A 14,600-nucleotide genomic window follows, 5' to 3' on the forward strand; every position below is an offset into this window, starting at 1 on the left:
CGATGTTCGTGCTGAAGCTGATCGCGCGCAACGCGCTGCGGCACCGGCTGCGCACGCTGCTGACCGTGCTCGGCCTGACCATCGCGGTGCTCGCATTCGGGCTGCTGCATACGGTCGTCGACGCGTGGTACGCGGGCGCGGCCGCCGCGTCGAGCGGCCGGCTCGTCACGCGCAACGCGATCTCGCTCGTGTTTCCGCTGCCGGTCAGCTACGAGAACCGGATCCGCGGTGTCGACGGCGTGACGGCGATCGTCCGCTCGAACTGGTTCGGCGGCATCTACCGCGATCCGAAGAATTTCTTCGCGAGCTTCGCGGTGTCGGACAACTATCTCGATCTGTATCCCGAGTTCATCGTGCCGGCGCAGCAGCGCGCCGACTATGCGCGCGACCGCCGCGGCTGTCTCGTCGGGCGGCAGCTCGCGACGCAGTTCGGCTTCAAGGTCGGCGACGTGATCCCGCTGAAGGGCACGATCTATCCGGGCACGTGGGATTTCGTCGTGCGCGGCATCCTCGACGGGCGCGACGAATCGACGATCACGCGGCAACTGGTGTTCCACTGGGACTATCTCAATGAAACGGTCCGCCAGCGCACGCCGAAGCAGGCCGATCAGGTCGGCGTGTTCGTGCTCGGCGTCGCGAACCCGGACGACGGCGCGGCGATCGCGCGCAACGTCGACGCGACGTTCCGCAACTCGCTCGCCGAAACGCTGACCGAAACCGAGCAGGCGTTCCAGCTCGGCTTCGTCGCGATGTCGAACCAGATCATCGCGGCGATCCGGCTGGTGTCCTACGTCGTGATCCTGATCATCATGGCCGTCATGGCGAACGCGATGGCGATGAGCGCGCGCGAGCGCACTGCCGAATACGCAACGCTGAAGGCCCTCGGCTTCGGGCCCGGCTTCCTCGCGCTGCTCGTGTTCGGCGAATCGGTCGTGATCGCGGCGATCGGCGGCAGCCTCGGCATGCTCGCGACGCCGCCGGCCGCGAGCCTGTTCAAGCAGGCGGCCGGCGGGATCTTCCCGGTGTTCCACGTGTCCGCGCGCACGCTCGCGCTCCAGGCCGCCTGCTCGGTCGCGGTCGGCGTGGCGGCCGCGCTGGTGCCCGCCTGGCAGGCCGCGCGCGTGCGCGTCGTCGAAGGCCTGCGGGCGATCGGCTGACGGGCGCGGCATGGCGATCCCGCTCACCTACATCGCGCGCAACCTGTGGGCGCGCCGCCTCACCACCGCGCTGACCGCCGGCGGGATGGCGCTCGTGATCTTCGTGTTCGCGACCGTGCTGATGCTCGACGCCGGGCTCACGCAGACGCTCGTGTCGACCGGCGAGCCCGACAACGTCGTCGTGATCCGCAAGGGCGCGGAGACCGAAATCCAGAGCGCGATCGATCATCAGCAGGCGAACGCGCTCGAGATGCATCCGGCCGTCGCGCTCGGCGCCGACGGCCGGCCGCTCGTGTCGAAGGAAGCGGTCGTGCTGATCTCGCTCGTGAAGACGTCGACCGGCAAGCCGTCGAACGTCGTGATCCGCGGCGTGTCGCCGGCCGGGCTCGCGCTGCGCCCGCGCGTGCAACTCAAGGCGGGCCGCATGTTCGCGCCGGGCTCGTCGGAAATCATCGTCGGCAGCGCGGTCGCGAAAGGCTTCAGCGGCACGCAGCTCGGCGACCGTCTGCATTTCGCGCAGCGCGACTGGACCATCGTCGGCGCGTTCGACGCGGGCGGCAGCGGCTTCGATTCGGAAATCTGGGGCGACGTCGATCAGTTGATGCAGTCGTTCCGGCGCACCAGCTATTCGTCGATGGTGCTGCGCATTCCGAGCGCCGACGGCTTCGCGCGCTTCAAGGCCGACATCGACGTCGATCCGCGGCTGACCGACGAAGCCAAGCGCGAGCAGACGTTCTACGGCGATCAGTCGAAGGCGCTGTCGACCTTCATCAACATCCTCGGAATCACGCTGTCGACGATCTTCTCGATCGCCGCGATGATCGGCGCGACGATCACGATGTATGCGTCGGTCGCGAACCGCACCGCCGAGATCGGCACGCTGCGCGCGCTCGGCTTCAAGCGCGCGAACGTGCTCGCGGCGTTCCTGCTCGAAGCGCTGCTGCTCGGCTTCGTCGGCGGCGTCGCGGGGCTCGCCTGCGCGTCGCTGATGCAGTTCGCCTCGTTCTCGACGACCAACTTCCAGACCTTCTCGGACCTGTCGTTCCGCTTCGTGCTGACGCCGGCGATCGTCGTCAAGACGCTGCTGTTCTCGCTCGTGATGGGGCTCGTCGGCGGCTTCCTGCCGGCGCTGCGCGCCGCGCGGCTGAACATCGTCGATGCGTTGCGCGCGCGGTGATGCACGGCGCGCGCGCGCTCAGCACGTTTCCGTCGACGGCGGCAGCTCGCCGCGCGCCAGCGCGAGCGCGTGGTCGCGCACATCCTCCGGCCAGCCGGCGATCAGTTCGGCCATCCGCGCGAGATCGTTCGCATACAGCATGCGCGCCGCTTCCTCGAAACCGGGCAGATCGCCGGCCAGCGCCGACATGAAGTGATAGGCGCGCGCCTGCGCGTCGCGCCGCCGGTCGGCGGCCGCATGCGTGCGGCGCGCGTCTTCGACGAGCTTGCGCAGCGCGACCGATGCACCGCCCGGCTGCGCGGCGAGCCAGTCCCAATGGCGCGGCAGCAGCGTGACCTCGCGCGATACGACGCCGAGCTTCGGCCGGCCGCGGCCGCGTTGTTCGGCCGCGCCGACAGGATCGCGGGCGATGCCTGCGTCCTGCGCGGCATCGCGCGCCGGCGGCGCATGACGCGCGCGCACTTCGTCGGCCGTGCCGCGCAGGTCGAGGTCGATCGAGCGCCCCGTCGCATCGTCGAAGATCAGGACCGTGCCGGCCATGCCGTCGCCGGCGATGCGCTTGACCGCGACCGCCACCGTCGCGAGCGGGCCCGACGCGATGCGGCGATGGCCGTCGAACGCGGTATAGGAAGGGAGAAACGGAGTCGCAGTCATCGCGGTCGCCTTGGATGCAAAATCGGAGTAGCGACATTTTTATCCGGGTATAAATCGGATGTCAATATCACCCGGATAAAAATCGTCCGCGCCGGTCGCCGTCGCCGCGAACGATTCAATTGCTGAATCGATCAAGTCAGCAATTGGCATGAATGTGCAAATGTCGCCGTGACAGAATGACCCGGACGCCCGCCCGCTCGCCCGGCCCGGGCGTCGCGACACGACAGATCGCGCGCACATCGACGCGCCGGCCGCAGGACGGCCCGCCTTCCGCCTCGGAGGAGACAGCATGAATCCGCTTCACGCGCTGCCGGCGTCCGCGTCGGCAACGGCCCGGCGCACACGCGTGCGCTGGCTCGTGCTGACCGTGCTGTTCGCGGTCACGACGATCAACTACGCGGATCGCGCGGCGATCTCGATCGCCGGCCCGAGCCTCGCGCGCGCCCTGCATCTGAACCACGTGCAGATCGGCTTCATCTTCTCCGCGTTCGGCTGGTCGTACGTAGTCGCGCAGCTGCCCGGCGGCTGGCTGCTCGACCGCTACGGCTCGCGCATCGTCTACGCGTTCAGCATCTTCTTCTGGTCGCTGTTCACACTGCTGCAAGGCGCGATCGGCTTCTTCGGCGGCGCGGCCGCGTTCGCGCTGCTGTTCGGGCTGCGCTTTCTCGTCGGCGCAGCGGAAGCACCATCGTTTCCCGCCAACAGCCGGATCGTGTCCGCGTGGTTTCCGGCCGCCGAGCGCGGCACCGCGTCGGCCATCTTCAATGCCGCGCAGTATGCGGCGACCGTCGTGTTCGCGCCGCTGATGGGCTGGCTCGTGCACGCGTTCGGCTGGCAATCGGTATTCGCGGTGATGGGTGTGCTCGGCTTCGCGTTCGTCGCGGTCTGGCGGCGCACTGTCTACGATCCGAAGGACCATCCGCAGATCAACCGTGCCGAACTCGACTATCTCGCGGACGGCGGCGCGCTCGTCAACATCGATCAGACGAGCGGCGCGCGCGACGGCGGGCCGTCGCTGCGGCACGTGAAGGCGCTGCTGAAGAGCCGGATGCTGATCGGCGTCTACGTCGCGCAGTACTGCATCAACGCGCTCACCTACTTCTTCATCACGTGGTTTCCCGTCTATCTCGTGCAGGCGCGCGGGATGTCGATTCTCAATGCGGGGCTCGTCGCGTCGATCCCGGCGGTGTGCGGGTTCCTCGGCGGCATTCTCGGCGGCATCGTCTCCGACGCGCTGCTGCGGCACGGCCGCTCGCTGTCGGCCGCGCGCAAGGTGCCGATCGTGATCGGGATGCTGCTGTCGATGTCGATGATCGTCTGCAACTACACGGATTCTCACGTGCTCGTCGTGCTGTTCATGGCGCTGTCGTTCTTCGGCAAGGGGCTCGGCGCGCTCGGCTGGGCCGTCAATGCCGATACCGCACCGCGCCAGATCGCCGGGCTCAGCGGCGCGCTGCTGAACACCTGCGGAAACCTGTCGAGCATCACGACGCCGATCGCGATCGGCTATATCGTCGACCGCAGCGGGTCGTTCAACGGCGCGCTGGTCTATGTCGGCGCGCACGCGCTCGTCGCGGTGATCTGTTATCTGTTCGTCGTCGGCGAGATCCGCCGCGTCGAGCTTCGTTGAACCGACGCGGGCCGAGCCGGCGCGGCCGGCCGCCCGCTTTCGAGAGGAACCCCGAACGATGTCCGAAGCCCGTCATGCCGGCACGCCGCGCGTCACGCGGATGCAGGTGATTCCCGTCGCCGGTCGCGACAGCATGCTGCTCAATCTCTGCGGCGCGCACGCACCGTATTTCACGCGCAACCTCGTGATACTCGACGACAGCAGCGGACGCACCGGCGTCGGCGAAGTGCCGGGCGGCGAAGGCATCCGGCACGCGCTCGAGCGCATGATCGATCTCGTCGTCGGCCAGCCGATCGGCCGCTACCAGGCGACGCTGAACGCGGTGCGCGCGGCGCTGTCCGGCCCGGCCGCGGGCGCGGGGCGCACGATCCGGCACGAGGTCACGTCGGCCGGCGAAGCCGCGGTGCTGCGCCAGCCGCACGAGATCAACCTGCGGCTCGACAACGTGATCACGGCGATCGAGGCCGCGCTGCTCGACCTGCTCGGCCAGTATCTCGACGTGCCGGTTGCCGCGCTGCTCGGCGAAGGTCAGCAGCGCGACGCGGTGCCGATGCTCGCGTATCTGTTCTATATCGGCGACCGGCGCCGCACCGATCTGCCGTACCGCGACGAGGCGCACGCGAGCGAGCCCTGGTTCCGGCTGCGCAACGACGAGGCGCTGACGCCGGCCGCGATCGCGCGGCAGGCGGAGGCCGCGGTCGAACGCTATGGATTCGCCGATTTCAAGCTGAAGGGCGGTGTGATGGACGGCGCCGACGAGATGGAAGCGATCGCGGCGATCAAGGCGCGCTTTCCCGACGCGCGCGTGACGCTCGATCCGAACGGCGCCTGGTCGCTCGACAAAGCGATCGCGCTGTGCCGCGGGCAAGGCCACCTGCTCGCGTATGCGGAAGATCCGTGCGGGCCGGAAGCCGGCTATTCGGGACGCGAGGTGATGGCCGAATTCCGCCGCGCGACCGGCATTCCGACCGCGACCAACATGATCGCGACCGACTGGCGGCAGATGGATCATGCGGTGCGGCTGCAGGCCGTCGACATTCCGCTCGCCGACCCGCACTTCTGGACGATGCAGGGCTCGGTGCGGCTCGCGCAGCTGTGCCGCGACTGGGGGCTCACGTGGGGCTCGCACTCGAACAATCACTTCGACGTGTCGCTCGCGATGTTCACGCAGGCGGCAGCCGCGGCGCCGGGCACGATCACCGCGATCGACACGCACTGGATCTGGCAGGAAGGCGATGCGCGGCTCACGCGCGAACCGCTCGAAATCGTCGGCGGCAAGGTCGCCGTGCCGGAGCGGCCGGGGCTCGGGATCGAGCTGGACCTCGAGCAGGTCGAGGCCGCGCATGCGCTGTACCGGCAGGTGGGCGGCACCGCGCGCGACGATGCGGTTGCGATGCGGTATCTCGTGCCGGGGTGGACCTACGATCCGAAGCGGCCGAGCTTCGGGCGGCGCTAGGGCGCCGGCGCGCATAAACAAAAAGGGCTCGATCTTGCGATCGAGCCCTTCGAATTCGTTGGTGGAGCGGAGGAGGATCGAACTCCCGACCTTCGCATTGCGAACGCGACGCTCTCCCAGCTGAGCTACCGCCCCAACAAACCGTCATCATACACACGCATTTCCGCGCTTGGCAATAGGGTTGCCCCCAAGCGCTTGCGCCCGCGCAAGATCGCGCGCGGCGGCCCGCCGAACGTTACTTTTGCGGCGCGCCGGCCAGCACCCATTCGACGACCGAGCGCAGATCGGCATCGCTCATCCGCGGGTGCGCAGGCATCGGAATCGCGCCCCAGACGCCCGAGCCGCCGTCCTTCACCTTCTTCGACAGCTTCGCGACGGCCTGCGGATCGCCCTTGTAGCGCGCGGCGATGTCCTTGAACGACGGGCCGACGAGCTTCCGGTCGACCGCGTGACAGCCCAGGCAGGCGTTGCTGCGCGCGACCCTGAGCCCGTCGCCGACCTGCGCGTGCGCGCTCGCGCCCCACGCACCGACGAGCGACGCCGCCACGGCGCCCTGCACGATGCGGCGTGCCACCTGCCTGAACGACTTCATCGGCGCAGCCCTCATTGCGGCGTCGCCTTCGGGTTGCCCGGATGCACGCCCGACGAATTCGAGATCGGCGCGGGCGGCTGCAGCGGCGTGGACTGCACCGACGCATCGGGCACCGCGCCGACGGTCGCCGCGTCGGCCGGCGCGGCCGCGGCCTGCGTGCCCGACGCGTCGCTCGGCGCCGCGGCCTGCAGCGCCTGCGCATCCTGCGGCTTGATGTACTGGAATACCTTCACGACCTTCTCGACACCGGGCACCTGGCTCGCCGCCTCGGCGCCGCGATTGCCTTCGTCGACCGTCACGAGGCCCATCAGATAGATGTTGCCGCGCTCGCTGACGACCTTGTAGTTGTTCGCCGAGATGCCCTTCGTCGCGATCAGCTCGGACTTCACGCGCCCTTCGAGATACGAGTCGTTCGCGCGCGACGACAGCGACGCCGCCGGCTCGACCGACAGCTCGTTGACGATCCCGTTCACGTTGTTGATGCCGCGCACGATCTCCTCGGCGCGCTGCTTCGATGCATCGTTCGGCACTTCGCCGGTCAGCAGCACGCGGCGGTTGAACACCGTCACGTTCACGTGCGACTGATCGGGCAGCCCGTTGTTGATCTGCGTGAGCGCCTTGACCTGGATCTCGCGATCTTCGGTCTGCGCGCCGAGCGTGCGGCGGTCGGTCGCGATCAGCGCGCCGCCGCCGGCTGCCGCACCGACCACCCCGAGCACGCAGCCCTGCAGCGACACGGCGAGGCCCGCCGTCAGCGCGGCGAGCAGCGTGGTTCTGACGAGCGTCTGTTTGACGCGGCTTTGATTCATCGACGGCTCTCCTTCGTTCAATCCTCACCCAGCAGCATCGCGTCGATGCCGTCGCACAGGCAGTGGATGGTCAGCAGATGGACTTCGTGAATGCGCGCCGCCCGGACGGCGGGCACGCTGATCGCAATATCGGTGTCGGACAGCGCGGCCGCGACTGCATGGCCGCTGCCGCCCGTCAACGCGACGACGGTCATCTCGCGCTCGTGCGCTTCGTCGATCGCCGCGAGCACGCGCGGCGAGGCGCCGCCCGAATCGAGCACCAGCAGGATGTCGCCGGTCTGGCCGAGCACGCGCACCTGTTGCGCGAACAGTTGATCGGCGGCCGCCGCGCCGGCGAGGCCGGCCTGCGACGCATCGGTGCCGAGCGCGATCGCGGGCAGGCCCGGACGCTCGCGCTCGAAGCCGCCGACCAGCGACACGGCGAGGTAGTGCGCTGCGGCGGCCGACGGGCCGTCGCCGCATGCGACGATCTTGTTGCCGTTCGCCAGTGCGGCGAACATCGCGTCGACCGCGGCTGCGATCGGCAGCGACAGCGTGTCGGCGGCTTCCGCATGAAGCGCGGCACTGTCGCGGAAATGTTGCTGAATACGTTCGACTGACATCGATTCCTGGTGAACTGGGCGCGCAGCACGCTTCGGCGCGTCGCGCGACACATCGTGAGTGCGGCGAGTTTACCGTACTCCGGCACCGTGTCCCGCGGTCCGGCAAGAACTCTTTACATCTCGTCACAGCTGGCGGCTACGCATCGTCGGCACGAAATGCATCGCGTAGCCAGACGAGCCGCCCGGCCTCGAACGCGATCACGTCGAAGCGGCACGCGGCCGCCGGATCGTGATGCGCCCAGAAGCGCAGCGCCGCGGCGACGAGCCGCTGCCGCTTGCGCGCACCGACGCTCGCGGCCGCGCCGCCGTGGCGCGTACTGCGTCGCGCGCGCACTTCGACGAACACGAGCGTGCCGTCGGCGTCGCGCATCACGAGATCGAGTTCGCCGCCGCGCATCGTCACGTTCGCCGCGACGAACGCGAGCCCGCGGCGCGCGAGGAACTGCCGCGCGCGCAACTCGAACGCGGCGCCGATCGGCTTGGATCGCGCCGCGCAGGAAAAGTTGTCGGCCGCGCACGCGTCGTCCGGCCGCGCGGCGCGCGCGTGGCACAATGCCGTCCTTGTTCCGCTTGCGCGGCGATCGCGCGCATTGCCTGCCATGACTGCCCTCCTCGAACTCGCGCACACGCAGCACTACCCGGAAGCCGCCCTCTACGTCGTCGCGACGCCAATCGGCAACGTCGCCGACATCACGCTGCGCGCGCTGCACGTGCTCGGCCTCGTCGACCGCATCGCCGCCGAAGACACACGCAACACGGGCCAGCTGCTCGCGCGTTACGGCATCTCGAAGCCGCTCGTCGCCGTGCACGAACACAACGAGCGCGAAGCCGCGCTGCGCGTGATCGAGCTGCTGCGCGCCGGCGAGCGCGTCGCGTACGTATCGGACGCCGGCACGCCCGGCATCTCGGACCCCGGCGCGCGGCTCGTCGACGCGGTGCGCGCCGCCGGTTTCGCGGTGATTCCGCTGCCCGGCGCGAGCGCGGCCGTGACGGCGCTCAGCGTGGCCGGCGACTGGGTCGGCGCGTTCACGTTTGCAGGCTTCCTGCCGCCGAAGGCGAAGCAGCGCGCGGCCGCACTGCAGGCGCTCGCGTCGCATCCGTACGCGCTGGTGTTTTACGAAGCGCCGCACCGGATCGCGGAAACGGTCGACGCGCTCGCCGGCGCGTTCGGCCCCGCGCGCCGGCTCCTGATCGCGCGCGAACTGACGAAGCTACACGAGCAGCTGTTCGCCGGCACGCTGGCCGAAGGACAGAGCTGGCTCGCCGGCGATGCGAACCGGCAACGCGGCGAATTCGTGCTGGTCGTCGAAGGCGCGCCGGCCGCGCGCGACGACGCGGACGACACCGCGCACGACGCGCTGCTCAAGCTGCTGCTGGAAGAAGTGCCGGTGAAGAGCGCGGCGAAACTCGCGGCTGCGCTGACGGGCGCGTCGCGCAACGCGCTCTATGCGCGCGCACTGGCGCTGAAGGAAGGTTGACGGCGGGCGCACACGCACCGCGCATCAATGACGAAGGGCTGCCGACGGCAGCCCTTCTGCATGCGGAAACGCTCCGCGACGTTACTTCGACGAGATCGACGCGAGCATCTCGTCGCGCGCCTCGCGCGCTTCTTGCGGCGAGAGCCCTTCGATCTTCACGCGGCCGGTGCCGGCGTGCACGAGGCCGATCACCTTCGCGGCCGCATACGACAGGTCGAGCACGCGGCCGCGCTTGAACGGCCCGCGATCGTTGACCTTCACGACGACCCACTTGCCGTTCGACGCGTTGGTCACCTTGATGTACGACGACAGCGGCAGCGTCCGGTGTGCGGCCGTGAACGCGTTCATGTTGAAGCGCTCGCCGTTCGCCGTGCGGCGGCCGTGGAAGCCCTTCCCGTACCACGATGCGCGCCCGGTCTGGCGGAAATCGGAGACGTCCTTGCCGTCGATCGGCTCGGCGTCGGCCAGCGACGATTTCTTCGCGTCGTCGCTGCCGGTGGCCGGCATCGATGCCAGCGCGGAATCGAAATTGAGCGGTTGCTGATCGTCCGCTTTCGCGGCCGCGGCCGTCTTGTCGACCGCGTTCTTCTGCGACGCGCTCCCGGTGGTCTGGCTGGGTGGCACCGCACAGCCCGCGAGCGCAAAAAATAAAGCAATGGTCCCGAATCGATTCGGAAGTCGTAAATTCATCGACGTGTCGCCTTCTGGTTCGGGCCGCCTGTTCCTGACGCTGTTTCGCGACGCGGATACGCGGCCCGGACGGCAAATGCGTGCACGTCCCGCTCGAGCGCGAGCGGGCGGCTTGCATGGGCGCGGCTTTCGTCTGTGCCGCAACCGTCCTGATTAGCTTTCACGTCTGGCGCAACCTGTCCCCGGCAGCCTGACCAGACCCCACATGCCGCCATCGAACATGGCTTTCACGTTCGCGCGCGTCGATACGATGACGCACAGGAACGGCGGCACAGGCCCCGTCCGGCGGCGCGGCAGCAAGGCCGCAGGCGGGCGCGCAGCGCCCGGCCGGACAAGACGTGAGCACCGAATGCACGGTGCTGGATACACCGCCGGAAACCCCCGGCGGCTGATGCTTGACGGTGAACCCGACGCCCCTCTCTGACGGGGCCGGAACACCAGCGAATTGCGTGAAATTCACGTGCAATGGGCCGCATTATACATAAATCAAAATCGCGTCTCGAAAAGCGCCTCGCGCGGACCATTGATTCTCTCTATGGCGGTAACCATCGGGATGCTGCGGGATTGCCCGAACAACGGCCCTGCACGCCGCCGCACGGCCGGCAGCCCACGCGCCCGACCGGTACAATCGATCCTTTTAGCCGCCGGTGCTTCCATGAAAGTCACGCTCATTCCGGTCACGCCGTTCCAGCAGAATTGCTCGCTGCTCGTCTGCGAGAAGACGGGCCGCGCCGCCGTCGTCGATCCGGGCGGCGACCTCGAACGGATCGAACAGGAGATCGCGCGGCAGAACGTGCAGGTCGACAAGGTGCTGCTCACGCACGGGCACATCGATCACTGCGCGGGCGCGAAGACGCTCGCGACGCACTACGGCGTGCCTATCGAAGGGCCGCAGGAAGACGAGCGCTTCTGGATCGAGAAGCTGCCGACGCAGAGCGAGCGCTTCGGCTTCCCGGCCGCGGAAGCGTTCGAGCCCGATCGCTGGCTGAACGACGGCGACACCGTGCAGTTCGGCGACGAAACGCTCGAGGTCTATCACTGCCCGGGCCATACGCCGGGCCACGTCGTGTTCTTCAGTCGCGCGCATCGCGTCGCGATCGTCGGCGACGTGCTGTTCGCCGGCTCGATCGGCCGCACCGATTTTCCGCGCGGCAATCATGCGGACCTCGTCCGCTCGATCAAGGAGAAGCTGTGGCCGCTCGGCGACGACGTGACGTTCGTGCCGGGCCACGGCCCCGTGTCGACGTTCGGCGACGAGCGCCGCACGAACCCGTTCGTGTCGGACAAGGTGTTCGGATGAACCAGACCGCGATTCCCGAAATCTACGTCAGCACCGACGTCGAAGCGGACGGCCCGATCCCCGGCCCGCACTCGATGCTGAGCTTCGCGTCGGCCGCCTATACGGAAGACAAACAGCTGATCGCCACCTTCTCGGCGAACCTCGAGACGCTGCCCGGCGCGCACGCGCATCCCGTGCAGGAAGCGTGGTGGAAGACGGAGCCCGACGCCTGGGCCGCGTGCCGGCAGAACCTGCAGGCGCCGGAAACGGCGCTCGTCGCGTACGTCGAATGGGTCGAGGCGCTGCCCGGCAAACCGGTGTTCGTCGCGATGCCCGCCGGCTTCGACTTCACGTTCATGTTCTGGTACATGATGCGCTTCGCGGGACGCTGCCCGTTCTCGTGGTCGGCGCTCGACATCAAGACGCTCGCGTTCGCGATGACGGGGCTGCCGTACCGCAAGGCGATCAAGCCGCGCTTTCCGAAGCACTGGTTCGACGATCATCCGCACACGCACGTCGCGCTCGACGATGCGATCGAGCAAGGCGCGCTGTTCTGCAACATGCTGGCCGACCTGCGCCGCCAGCAGGCCGCGCTTGCGGGCCTCGCCGTATCGGACACCGATCGGTCCGACGACGCGGGCGCGGGACGATCTCCCACGGATCCACGGACAAATTAGGGAATCTCGCTCACCGACGGCACGTCAGATTGCCTTTCCTTTCGCGGCCCTCTAACATTCAGCGTGTTGTAGCTGCCGCATGGAGGCGCAGGTGACGCTCGATTCCTTTTCGCAAAAAATCCTTCGCCTGTTGCAGCTCGACGCGCGCCGCTCCGTGCAGGAAATCTCCGACCAGGTCGGCCTGTCGAGCACGCCGTGCTGGCGCCGCATCAAGGACATGGAACAGTCGGGCGTGATCCAGCGCTACACCGCGCTGCTCGATCGCGAGAAGCTCGGGCTGCACGTCTGCGCGCTCGCGCACGTGCATCTGACGCGCCACAACGAGGGCGGCGTCGAACAGTTCGAGCGCGAGATCGCGACCTGCCCGGAAGTCACCGAGTGCTACAGCACGACCGGCGAAGCCGACTACATCCTCAAGATCGTCGCGCCCGACATCAAGGCCTACGACGTGTTCCTGCACGAACGCATCTTCAAGATTCCCGCCGTCTCGCAGGTCCGCACGAGCGTCGTGCTGCGCGAAATCAAGTTCGACACGCAGTTGCCGCTTTGATCGGCGGGCGGGCCGCGCGCAGCGCCGCGCCGCGCGACCCGTCGTTCATGCGTGCGCCGGCAGCGCGCGCGTGAAGCCGATCCGGCGCGCGCCGAACTGGCGCTTCAGCGCGTCGATGTCGAGCTTGTCGGCGAGCGCCGCGTCGGAGCCTGTCTCCGCGGGCAGCGTCACGTCGATTTCGAGGCCCGTACTCAGGTAATGCAGATTGATCGCGGTGGCGCGCAGCCCGCGCTGCGCGAGCGCCGCTTCGAGCCGCGTCGCGATTTCGTCGCGAGGCGGCAGCGCGAGCGCCGGACGGCGTGCCGCGTCGTTCTCCGGATCGACGTGAATCAGCGCGTCGAGCACGCGCGGATCGGCCAGCACGCGCGCACGCGCCGTTTCGGCGATGTAGTGGCCTTCGGACACGGAAATCATCGGATCGACGAGGATATGCGCGTCGACGAGCGCCGCGTCGCCCATCTTGCGCGTGCGCAGATCGTGCACGTCGCGCACGCCGGGCGTCGCCGCGAGCAGCGCGCGGATCTCGGCAGTCTCCGCCAGGCTCAGCGCGCGATCGGACAGATCCTGCAGCGCGTCATAGCCGAACGTCCAGCCCATGCGCGCGACCATGAAGCCGACGATCGCGGCCGCGATCGGGTCGAGCAGCCGGAAGCCGAACAGGCTGCCGACGATGCCGATCGCGACGACGAGCGACGATGCGGCATCCGAACGCGCATGCCACGCGTTGGCGACGAGCATCGCGGAGCGCACGCGTCGCGCTTCGCGCAGCATGTAGCGGAACAGCGCTTCCTTCGACACGAGTACCGTCAGCGCGACGAGCAGCGCGGAAAAATGCACGGGCGGAATGGTCTCGAGATGCACGAGGCGCTCGCCGCCGCGCCATAACATGCCGATTCCGACCGCGATCAGGATCGCGCCGAGAAACAGCGAAGCGACGGTCTCGTAGCGACTGTGTCCGTAATTGTGGTCGGCATCGGGCACCGCGCCGCTGTGCCGATTCGCAACCAGCACGACAAAATCGGAGATCAAATCGGAAATCGAATGCACGCCGTCGGCAATCAATGCCTGCGAATGTGCAATCACGCCGACCGCGATCTGAAATGTCGCCAGTACGACATTCAGCACGATACTGACGAAGGTACTCTTGCGCGCGACCGCGTGCTTATCCGCACTTTGCGCGTCGCCGGTAAAGGTAGACATGGAATACGAGATATCGGTGTGGATACGTGATTCTATCAAACGCGACCCGCTCCATATCTCGATAACACGAAATTTCCCATTCAAATCAATTGCTTATGCGAACGCATCGCATTTTCATTCACGTCGCTTTGTGACATTTTTGTTACAAATCACGACAGCCGCAGCCGGACGCCTTGAAAACAAAAGAGCCGCGCGCCTCAACGGCACGCGGCTCTTCTGCTTGAATGAGCGATGTAAGCGCGTGTTTAAATCGCAAACTGTTCGCGATTCTTGCCGGCGATCCAGCGCGGCGGCTTGCCGCGGCCCGACCACGTCGCGCCCGTTTCCGGATCGCGATATTTTGCCGCCACACCGGCGCGCGGGCGGCCGACCTTGCCGGCCTTCGCGCGGCTCAGGCCGAGTTCCGCGAGCGAAAAGCCGTAGTCGGCGATTTTCTGCTTCACGTCGTTGAGTACTTCGGCGTATTCACGCGCCTTCGCTTCTTCGATTTGCTTCTCCAGCTTCTCCCGCTGGGCCAGCAGGTCCTTGTAAGAAGACATAGTTTTCCTTTCGATCTGACCAATGGCGCCGGTCTGCAGCCGGCTCACCACTCATGAAATATATGTGCCTCGGATTTTGAAGGCAGAGATTAGCACAAAAAAGAATTGAG

At 67.7% G+C, this 14,600-nt stretch carries 16 protein-coding genes and 1 tRNA gene; 8 read left to right on the plus strand and 9 right to left on the minus strand.

Going from position 1 to position 14,600, the window contains the following annotated elements; translation table 11 throughout:
• The first annotated feature begins 2 nt into the window (after window positions 1–2).
• Both BCR55_RS06680 and BCR55_RS06685 read left to right on the plus strand, forming a co-directional pair.
• Window positions 3–1,157, plus strand: a complete 1,155-nt coding sequence (locus tag BCR55_RS06680) for an ABC transporter permease (protein ID WP_006413518.1) — start codon at window positions 3–5, stop codon at window positions 1,155–1,157.
• A 10-nt stretch (window positions 1,158–1,167) separates the two neighbouring features.
• On the plus strand, window positions 1,168–2,334 hold the full coding sequence (locus tag BCR55_RS06685) for an ABC transporter permease (RefSeq protein ID WP_065494358.1): 1,167 nt from the start codon (window positions 1,168–1,170) through the stop codon (window positions 2,332–2,334).
• An 18-nt stretch (window positions 2,335–2,352) separates the two neighbouring features.
• Here the strand turns inward: BCR55_RS06685 and BCR55_RS06690 are convergent, their stop codons facing one another.
• Window positions 2,353–2,988, minus strand: coding sequence for a DUF2239 family protein (locus BCR55_RS06690; RefSeq protein WP_065494359.1), 636 nt, complete (start codon window positions 2,986–2,988; stop codon window positions 2,353–2,355).
• A gap of 289 nt (window positions 2,989–3,277) precedes the next feature.
• On the opposite strand from BCR55_RS06690, the gene BCR55_RS06695 reads away from it, so the two are divergent.
• A complete protein-coding gene (locus BCR55_RS06695; protein ID WP_065494360.1) occupies window positions 3,278–4,618 on the plus strand; it encodes an MFS transporter in 1,341 nt (446 codons plus the stop codon).
• Window positions 4,619–4,676: 58 nt separating this feature from the next.
• Window positions 4,677–6,074, plus strand: a complete 1,398-nt coding sequence (locus BCR55_RS06700; protein WP_065494361.1) for an enolase C-terminal domain-like protein — start codon at window positions 4,677–4,679, stop codon at window positions 6,072–6,074.
• 59 nt (window positions 6,075–6,133) lie between these two features.
• Here BCR55_RS06700 and BCR55_RS06705 read toward each other — a convergent pair.
• The 5 genes from BCR55_RS06705 to BCR55_RS06725 all read right to left on the minus strand — a co-directional run bounded on the left by BCR55_RS06705 (window position 6,134) and on the right by BCR55_RS06725 (window position 8,630).
• Window positions 6,134–6,209, minus strand: a tRNA-Ala gene (locus BCR55_RS06705).
• A gap of 100 nt (window positions 6,210–6,309) precedes the next feature.
• Entirely contained in the window at window positions 6,310–6,666 is a 357-nt protein-coding gene (locus BCR55_RS06710) for a c-type cytochrome (protein ID WP_006408249.1), read from the minus strand.
• Between the two features lie 11 nt (window positions 6,667–6,677).
• Complete coding sequence (locus BCR55_RS06715; protein WP_006408248.1) at window positions 6,678–7,475, minus strand: BON domain-containing protein; 798 nt, start codon at window positions 7,473–7,475, stop codon at window positions 6,678–6,680.
• 17 nt (window positions 7,476–7,492) lie between these two features.
• Window positions 7,493–8,077, minus strand: coding sequence for an SIS domain-containing protein (locus BCR55_RS06720; protein WP_006408247.1), 585 nt, complete (start codon window positions 8,075–8,077; stop codon window positions 7,493–7,495).
• Window positions 8,078–8,213: 136 nt separating this feature from the next.
• Entirely contained in the window at window positions 8,214–8,630 is a 417-nt protein-coding gene (locus tag BCR55_RS06725; RefSeq protein ID WP_172488706.1) for a YraN family protein, read from the minus strand.
• Between the two features lie 46 nt (window positions 8,631–8,676).
• Between BCR55_RS06725 and rsmI the strand changes: the two genes are divergently transcribed.
• Window positions 8,677–9,555, plus strand: a complete 879-nt coding sequence (gene rsmI / locus BCR55_RS06730; protein WP_059938212.1) for a 16S rRNA (cytidine(1402)-2'-O)-methyltransferase — start codon at window positions 8,677–8,679, stop codon at window positions 9,553–9,555.
• 81 nt (window positions 9,556–9,636) lie between these two features.
• Here the strand turns inward: rsmI and BCR55_RS06735 are convergent, their stop codons facing one another.
• Complete coding sequence (locus tag BCR55_RS06735; RefSeq protein WP_006401362.1) at window positions 9,637–10,245, minus strand: septal ring lytic transglycosylase RlpA family protein; 609 nt, start codon at window positions 10,243–10,245, stop codon at window positions 9,637–9,639.
• A gap of 655 nt (window positions 10,246–10,900) precedes the next feature.
• On the opposite strand from BCR55_RS06735, the gene BCR55_RS06740 reads away from it, so the two are divergent.
• The 3 genes from BCR55_RS06740 to BCR55_RS06750 all read left to right on the plus strand — a co-directional run bounded on the left by BCR55_RS06740 (window position 10,901) and on the right by BCR55_RS06750 (window position 12,751).
• A complete protein-coding gene (locus BCR55_RS06740; protein WP_006401365.1) occupies window positions 10,901–11,545 on the plus strand; it encodes an MBL fold metallo-hydrolase in 645 nt (214 codons plus the stop codon).
• Window positions 11,542–12,201: a hypothetical protein gene (locus tag BCR55_RS06745; protein ID WP_006401366.1), complete on the plus strand. Its 660-nt coding sequence runs from the start codon at window positions 11,542–11,544 to the stop codon at window positions 12,199–12,201. Before BCR55_RS06740 ends, BCR55_RS06745 begins: the two co-directional genes overlap by 4 nt.
• Window positions 12,202–12,280: 79 nt before the next feature.
• Window positions 12,281–12,751, plus strand: a complete 471-nt coding sequence (locus tag BCR55_RS06750; protein ID WP_006477376.1) for an Lrp/AsnC family transcriptional regulator — start codon at window positions 12,281–12,283, stop codon at window positions 12,749–12,751.
• A gap of 45 nt (window positions 12,752–12,796) precedes the next feature.
• On the opposite strand, the gene BCR55_RS06755 is transcribed toward BCR55_RS06750, so the two are convergent.
• Together BCR55_RS06755 and BCR55_RS06760 are read right to left on the minus strand one after the other, a co-directional pair.
• Complete coding sequence (locus BCR55_RS06755) at window positions 12,797–13,951, minus strand: cation diffusion facilitator family transporter (protein ID WP_035489615.1); 1,155 nt, start codon at window positions 13,949–13,951, stop codon at window positions 12,797–12,799.
• A 245-nt stretch (window positions 13,952–14,196) separates the two neighbouring features.
• Entirely contained in the window at window positions 14,197–14,490 is a 294-nt protein-coding gene (locus BCR55_RS06760; protein WP_006401369.1) for an H-NS family nucleoid-associated regulatory protein, read from the minus strand.
• Window positions 14,491–14,600 lie beyond the last annotated feature (110 nt).

It is taken from the genome of Burkholderia sp. CCA53 (assembly GCF_001685525.1).
Lineage (GTDB): Bacteria > Pseudomonadota > Gammaproteobacteria > Burkholderiales > Burkholderiaceae > Burkholderia > Burkholderia multivorans.

Bases quoted from the DNA above. Each gene is read 5' to 3' on its own strand.
- rsmI (WP_059938212.1), top strand. From the start codon at position 8,677: ATGACTGCCCTCCTCGAACTCGCGCACACGCAGCACTACCCGGAAGCC.
- BCR55_RS06745 (WP_006401366.1), top strand. From the start codon at position 11,542: ATGAACCAGACCGCGATTCCCGAAATCTACGTCAGCACCGACGTCGAA.
- BCR55_RS06690 (WP_065494359.1), bottom strand. From the start codon at position 2,988: ATGACTGCGACTCCGTTTCTCCCTTCCTATACCGCGTTCGACGGCCAT.
- BCR55_RS06755 (WP_035489615.1), bottom strand. From the start codon at position 13,951: ATGTCTACCTTTACCGGCGACGCGCAAAGTGCGGATAAGCACGCGGTC.
- BCR55_RS06700 (WP_065494361.1), top strand. From the start codon at position 4,677: ATGTCCGAAGCCCGTCATGCCGGCACGCCGCGCGTCACGCGGATGCAG.
- BCR55_RS06760 (WP_006401369.1), bottom strand. From the start codon at position 14,490: ATGTCTTCTTACAAGGACCTGCTGGCCCAGCGGGAGAAGCTGGAGAAG.
- BCR55_RS06685 (WP_065494358.1), top strand. From the start codon at position 1,168: ATGGCGATCCCGCTCACCTACATCGCGCGCAACCTGTGGGCGCGCCGC.
- BCR55_RS06695 (WP_065494360.1), top strand. From the start codon at position 3,278: ATGAATCCGCTTCACGCGCTGCCGGCGTCCGCGTCGGCAACGGCCCGG.
- BCR55_RS06715 (WP_006408248.1), bottom strand. From the start codon at position 7,475: ATGAATCAAAGCCGCGTCAAACAGACGCTCGTCAGAACCACGCTGCTC.
- BCR55_RS06710 (WP_006408249.1), bottom strand. From the start codon at position 6,666: ATGAAGTCGTTCAGGCAGGTGGCACGCCGCATCGTGCAGGGCGCCGTG.
- BCR55_RS06720 (WP_006408247.1), bottom strand. From the start codon at position 8,077: ATGTCAGTCGAACGTATTCAGCAACATTTCCGCGACAGTGCCGCGCTT.
- BCR55_RS06750 (WP_006477376.1), top strand. From the start codon at position 12,281: ATGGAGGCGCAGGTGACGCTCGATTCCTTTTCGCAAAAAATCCTTCGC.
- BCR55_RS06680 (WP_006413518.1), top strand. From the start codon at position 3: ATGTTCGTGCTGAAGCTGATCGCGCGCAACGCGCTGCGGCACCGGCTG.
- BCR55_RS06740 (WP_006401365.1), top strand. From the start codon at position 10,901: ATGAAAGTCACGCTCATTCCGGTCACGCCGTTCCAGCAGAATTGCTCG.
- BCR55_RS06735 (WP_006401362.1), bottom strand. From the start codon at position 10,245: ATGAATTTACGACTTCCGAATCGATTCGGGACCATTGCTTTATTTTTT.